The 6479-nt window shown below is 61.6% G+C and carries 4 protein-coding genes; all 4 read left to right on the forward strand.

Going from position 1 to position 6479, the window contains the following annotated elements; genetic code table 11:
• Positions 1-168 precede the first annotated feature (168 nt).
• Positions 169-492 carry a cysteine peptidase family C39 domain-containing protein gene (locus F1193_RS15155; protein ID WP_150098640.1) on the forward strand — a complete coding sequence of 108 codons (324 nt, stop codon included), beginning with the start codon at positions 169-171 and terminating at the stop codon, positions 490-492.
• Between the two features lie 167 nt (positions 493-659).
• Positions 660-1298 carry a helix-turn-helix transcriptional regulator gene (locus tag F1193_RS15165; protein ID WP_150098641.1) on the forward strand — a complete coding sequence of 213 codons (639 nt, stop codon included), beginning with the start codon at positions 660-662 and terminating at the stop codon, positions 1296-1298.
• Between the two features lie 199 nt (positions 1299-1497).
• Complete coding sequence (locus tag F1193_RS15170) at positions 1498-2079, forward strand: hypothetical protein (RefSeq protein WP_150098642.1); 582 nt, start codon at positions 1498-1500, stop codon at positions 2077-2079.
• 278 nt (positions 2080-2357) lie between these two features.
• Positions 2358-6479, forward strand: a 4122-nt coding sequence (locus F1193_RS17695; protein WP_281287258.1) for a calcium-binding protein, incomplete at its 3' end; no start/stop codon positions are given.

The raw sequence follows: 6479 nt of genomic DNA on the forward strand, positions 1-6479 counted from the left end.
CCAGAGGCCCTCCGGCGCCATCGAAGGACGAAGACGCACAACCACTGAGCGACCGTTATGATTCCGTTAAGGCAGCCTGCAACAGTGGCGCGAGGCGGAGTCGTCGGTTCAGCCGACAGTTCAGGGTGCGAGGGGGGATTTCGGGTCCGCCTCACGTGAGGGCGTACCGTGGGGCAAGGGGCGAGCGCGGAGACGACGGACAGTGGGCTGGCCTGCCTCGTCCTGTTGCTGAGGGTCCACGGCCTTGCCGCCGATCCCGAGCGCATCCGCCACCAGCTCGGCGGCGCCGCGGTGGGCGAGGCCGAGATTTTGCGTATCGCAAAGGCGTTCGGCCTCAAGGTGCGTGCCGTCGACAGCGACTGGTCGCGCCTTCAGAAGACGCCCCTGCCAGCGATCGCGGCGCGCCAGGACGGCGGCTGTGGCGCGACACTCAAAATGGCCTCATGCGCGACAATCAGGATTCCTCACCACTTCGGGGATCTCAAACTGTGATTGCATCGCAGGTTCAATTGTTCGCCCGACGCTTCTGGCTGTAAATCCTGGCCCTTCGGGCCCGGCATGGCGGTGACGGTGGAGATCAAGACCGGCCAGCGCCGCATCATCGAATATGTGCTGTCGCCCATCCTGCGCTACGGACACGAGGCCGGGAGAGAGAGGTGATGGAGATCGCCCAATCTCCGGTAACGACACGAGGGGACCTCGGCATCGCGCCCGGCCCGATCGAACGGATGCCTGCGCTGGCGTGCGTCCTTGACATCCTCGGCTTGCTGGGGCGCGGCGGCTTTCTGCTCGACGATGCCCGCCAAGTCCTGCTGTTCAACGACATCGCCGAAAGCTGTCTCCGCGATGGCCTGATGATCCGAAGCGGACGGCTGGCCGCGAGCGACCCCGAGTCGAACGAACGATTGCAGCGTTTGATGGGACGCGCCGGACAATCCCCGAGGGCTCTGGCCACGGCGGTCCGGCGCAGCATCGGGCTGCCGCTGATCGTCCATGCCCTGCCCATTGCGGCCGCCGCGCGGCCGGTGTTCGACCAAGCGGGCCTGTTGTTGTTCGTTTCGGCCCCCGAGGCCCGGACCCTGCCGCGACCCGACCTGCTCAGCCGGGCCTTCGGGCTCACGCCCGCCGAGGTGCAGGTGGCCATCGGCATCGCGCACGGCCGAAAGCTGGCGGAGATCGCCGCGGACCGCGGCGTGAAGACCGGTACGGCCAGAACTCATTTGAAGACGGTGTTCGCGAAAACGGGAACGCGCGGCCAGACGGAACTGGTGGCGTTGCTGGCCCGCCTCGCCTCTTGAGCCGGTGGAGCGGGCCGCTTGGCACACGCAAGCGCCGACTGGCCGATCATTGGACGCGGTTCGCCGCGAGTTGGCCGGAGGCAAAAATAAAACTCGGCATCTTACCCAAATGGGAGAGGACGGATTCGGTTGGTCGGGCGATAGTTCGATGCGCTGCCGCCGAACTATGACGATGAATGAGCGCAGGAGCACGGCGAGCATGGCGCAGATCGCGCAAAGTAACGGCCGCAAGTCCAGGACGCCGTGGATCGCAGGTGTCGCTTCGGCGCATGATCGCCGTCCCACCACCGCGGCCCGGCAAAGTCGGCCAGGAGACGAGAGAGCAACTAAATGCATTGTCACCATAATGCCCGTCTTTGCGATGCTCGGCTTGGTGGCCATGACTGGGGCCTGCGGTGCACAGGCGTTCGAAGCTGGATCAAACATCGGCCAGACTGAGATCGACAAGATAATCCGAAAAAAGGGCTATGGTGGGATTCCTACAATGGAACCCTCGCCCCTATCAAAGGCGTTGCGCGCTTTCTTGGTCGAGCGAGCGAAACAAGGCGGCGCGGCAGCGGTGGAAGCAGCGTTGTCGGAGGCAGGCGCGTCATGCCGGCCTCCAATTGACTCTACCCGCCATTGCGAACTCAGGCGCTTCCGGGTTCTGCGGAGCATCGACTTCTTGTTTCCAAAGTACGGAAGAACAGATTGGATCATATCGGTCTCTTATGACCGACGCGGCAATGCCGCCCAAAACATTCACGTGACGTACACTGTGAGCTACGAACTCATAAGGTAACTCAACCACGGGGGCATCAGATGGGTGATTGGTCAATTGTATATGTACAAAAGCCTCTTGGCATCGCCGTTCACGGTATAATAGAGGTACGCGATGACACCGGCAAAGTTATTCTATCGTTGGAAGGCCTCGCTACGGGGTCGGATGGCCAAGCGAAGCCAATCGGTATTTCGCCGAGCGACACCATAAAATACTACATCACGTCTGGCTCCTCGCCCAATGCCGATTATTCAACCTTCGCTCCTCAAGAAATATTTTCCGGCTCCCAGCAAGACGTGATGGCGCACGTCCAGTTGGCGCAGGCAGCAGGAGATCTGATTAATCAAAAGAATATTGGTTATCCGCCGTTGGGCCTGCTCGAATCCAGTCAGTCGAATGGAATAAGTAACAGCAATGCTGTCATCTCAACGCTCCTTAAAGCCATGGGCTTGGAGGAGCCCTTCCCTGACCTGCCAGCGCCTGGCAGAGGAACATTGCTGCTCAACTCCAATGAAATTAATGAAATTCGAAACGGCGCAGGTTTTTCGCCGATAAATTTCAATGGGAATATCCTTCTGGAGCAAGAAGGGAGTGTTTTCCAATGGACTGGTATAGACGAACAGTCGGGAAATCCGAATTGGTTCTTAACGGAGGCTGCCAGCGGTGTGACTAACTTCACGTTGGCTTCAGACAATGTCGGCATTGGCAAAGAATACGACTTCGCGGCCGGTGCGGTGACGGGCATAGAAGCCGACGCCAGCGGCAATGCCGTGTTTTCGTTCAGTAACGGCGGGAGCCTCGTGGTTGCGGACAATGGCATCGCGAGTTGGACGGGTGGCGGAGGGAGCCTCCTTGACAGCATTCTGGTAACTGGTTCAGAAACATTCATCATCGGCGATCTTGGGTACTACTTCAACATAAACTATTACGGAAACGGTAGCATAACTAACATAAGTTCATTAACCAGTGTTAGTTACACCTTCAATGACTTCCTCAATCTCGACTACGGGCTGATGGCCGGCTACTATATGGGCGGCCTGTTCTCGGACACCTATTACAATTCATGGACCGATTTGGCGGTGTCTACGCTCGTCAACCCGGTCAGCAGCATCGTCTATTCCGGCTGGAGTGGCTTGCTCCTCGACCCCATCGGCGCGTTCTACGAGAGCCGCTCGCCCGGCGCCGACCCGGCGCCGTCGATCGCGGCGGACACGCCGGTGCTGCTGAACACCGCCGGCCAGGGGATGAGCGAATACGGCCTCATTTTGCTCGACACCAATGGCGACGGCATGCTGACCGGCACCGAGCTTTCGACGCTGCGCGCCTGGGTCGATGCCAACGAGAACGGCGTCGCCGAGACCGGCGAGATCAAGACGACCGCCGAGGCCGGCCTCTCCGAGATCCGCGCGATCAACTACCTCTACTACACGACAGGCAATGCCGTCGCGGTGCCCGCCGCCGTCGCGGCGCCGACCAAGTCGAGCGAGGCGGTCACCATCTCGAAGGTGAACTACGTCCAGAGCGTGCCGGCGAGCAACTACCGCACGCTGCGCGACAGCGATAATCAGTATCAGTATGTGAGTCACAGCATAGTTTATACAATCAAATGGACCGCCAGCGACATAAAGATCAATTCTAAAAACAAGAACTACCTGATCGGAACAGATGGCAACGATGAATTCAATGTGAATTATTATGACTATGCCGAATCGCCTTTTAACGTCGATCTTCTGGTCAACTTCCTCGGCGGCAATGGCGACGACCTGGTCGGTGGCTCGACGCGCAACGACAAGGTCTGGGGCGGCCTCGGCAACGACACGCTGTTCGGCTATGCCGGCGACGACAAGCTCTACGGCGAGGAAGGCGCGGACGACCTCCTGGCCAACGAAGGCAACGACTATCTCGACGGCGGCACAGGTGACGACCGGCTGTTCGGCTATGTCGGCAACGACGTGCTGAATGGCGGCGACGGCAACGACACGCTGCTGGGCTTCACGCCGAGCAACGATCCCAAGCAGACGCTCTCCTCCGGCGAGACCGACAACGACTATCTCTATGGCGGGACCGGCTCTGACGTGCTCTCCGGCGGTCTTGGCGACGACTATCTCGACGGCGGCAGCGAGGACGATTTCGTCATAGGCGGCGCCGGCAACGATATCGCGTTCGGCAGCACCGGCAATGACGAGTTGCAGGGCAACGAGGGCAACGACCAGCTGGCCGGCGAAGCCGGCAACGACCGCATGTTCGGTCAGGTTGGCAACGATATCCTGTGGGGCGGCGATGGCGACGACGTCCTGGTCGGCTTCACGGCGGCAAATGAGGCCAAGCAGACGCTCGCCGCCGGCGAGACCGACGTCGACACGCTCTATGGCGGCAGCGGCAATGACGACCTCTTCGGCGATTTTGGCGACGATTACCTCGACGGCGGCGCCGGTGCGGATCTCCTGCTCGGCGACGACGGCAACGACACGCTGTTCGGCGGCGACGACGACGACGAACTGCAGGGTGGCGTCGGCAATGACCACCTGCTCGGCGAGGCCGGCAACGACAACATGTTCGGACAGGTCGGCAACGACGTCATGCGGGGCGGCGATGGCGACGATATGATGATGGGCTTCACTGGCATCAACGAGACGAAGCAGACGCTGTCCTACGGCGAGACCGACGATGACATGATGTACGGCGGTGACGGCAACGACCTGATGTCGGGCGGGCTCGGCAACGACATGTTACAGGGTAATGGGGGAACAGACGAGTTGCAGGGCGGCGACGGCAACGACCTGCTCTATGGCGGTGCCAGCGACGACCGGCTGTTCGGCCAGGTCGGCGACGACGTGCTGTATGGCGGGAGTGGCGACGATATCCTCGTCGGCTTCACGGGCTACAACGAAGTCAAGCAGACGCTGTATTACTGGGAGAGCGACAACAACTGGCTCTATGGCGGCGCCGGCAACGACATTCTGCTCGGTGGGCTTGGCGACGATTATCTCGACGGCGGCGCCGGCGCCGACACCATGGAGGGCGGCAAAGGCGACGACATCTACGTCGTCAACAGCGTCAACGACACGATCCTCGAATTCGCCGGCGAAGGCTACGACATGGTCGTCAGCAGCGCCAACTATCTCCTGAACGCCGGCGTCGAGGAACTGCGCCTGCTTGAGGGCTACGACATCCACGGCACCGGGAACAGCCTCAATAACTGGATCATCGGCAATTCCAGAGACAACATCCTCGACGGCGTCACCGGTGCGGACTTGATGGTTGGGGCCGCCGGCGATGACACGTACTATGTCGACAATGCCGGCGACGTGACTGAAGAACTTGCCGGCGAGGGCACCGACACGGTGCAGACCACCATCGACACGGTGCTTGCCGCCAATGTGGAGAACATGATCCTGCTCGACTTCGCCAAGCCCGAGAAGGGGCTGGTCGACGGCGAGCCGGCGCTGGTCTACGGCTACCCGAAGGCCAACGAGCTCGACTACATGCAGGGCGACGCCGTGCCGGATTATTGGGGCACATGCGCGCTGACCTCGATCGCCAATCTCTTGACCCAGGCCAGCCAGCCCACCACCGAGACAGACGTGGTGGAGCGCGCGATCGCGCACGGCTGGGCGGTGACCGATCCTGACCTGCCGCCCTATGTGCGCGGCGGATCGAACTATATGGGCCAGCAGGCGCTGCTCGACAGCTACGGCATCCGCAACGCGCTGATCGAGGGCTACAACGAGCAGGGCATTGCCAATCTGGTCCGCAGCGGCCGCGGCGTGATCATCGCGGTCAATGCCGGTGCGCTGTGGGGCGAGGCCGGCTACGCGGACTCGGGCGCGGTGAACCATGTCGTCACGGTCACCGGCGTCGTCTATGGCGAGACGAGCGGCGAGATCCTCGGCTTCTATATCGCCGATTCCGGACGGCACAAGGTGAGCGACATGACGCGGTTTGTCGACGTCGCTCTGTTCCGCGAGGCGGCCAACGTGCCCTCGGCTTACGCGATCTACACCAAGGAAGCCATCAAGCTGTGGGACGAGGACGTCGACGGCACCGGCAACGAACTCGACAATCGCCTCGTCGGCAACCGCGGCGACAACGTGCTGCTCGGCTTGGCCGGCAATGACGTGTTGGAAGGCGGCGCCGGCACCGACGATCTGGACGGCGGCGGCGGCACGGACACGGCGGTGTTCAGCGGCAATCTTGCCGATTACGCGATCGGGTTCACGACAAGCGGCGTCGTCACGATCGCTGATACGGTCTCAGGTCGCGATGGCCTCGACACGTTGACCGACATCGAATTCCTGCAGTTCGCAGATGGGACGATACCGATCCCCGTCGACGCGCCGCCTGTCGCGCACAACGACCTTGCGGCGACCGACGAGGAGACGCCGCTGGTGCTGTCGGCTGCGAGCCTGCTCGCCAACGAC

It is taken from the genome of Blastochloris sulfoviridis (assembly GCF_008630065.1).
In the GTDB taxonomy this organism is placed as follows: domain Bacteria; phylum Pseudomonadota; class Alphaproteobacteria; order Rhizobiales; family Xanthobacteraceae; genus Blastochloris; species Blastochloris sulfoviridis.

Bases quoted from the DNA above. Each gene is read 5' to 3' on its own strand.
- F1193_RS15165 (WP_150098641.1), top strand. From the start codon at position 660: ATGGAGATCGCCCAATCTCCGGTAACGACACGAGGGGACCTCGGCATC.
- F1193_RS15170 (WP_150098642.1), top strand. From the start codon at position 1,498: ATGGCGCAGATCGCGCAAAGTAACGGCCGCAAGTCCAGGACGCCGTGG.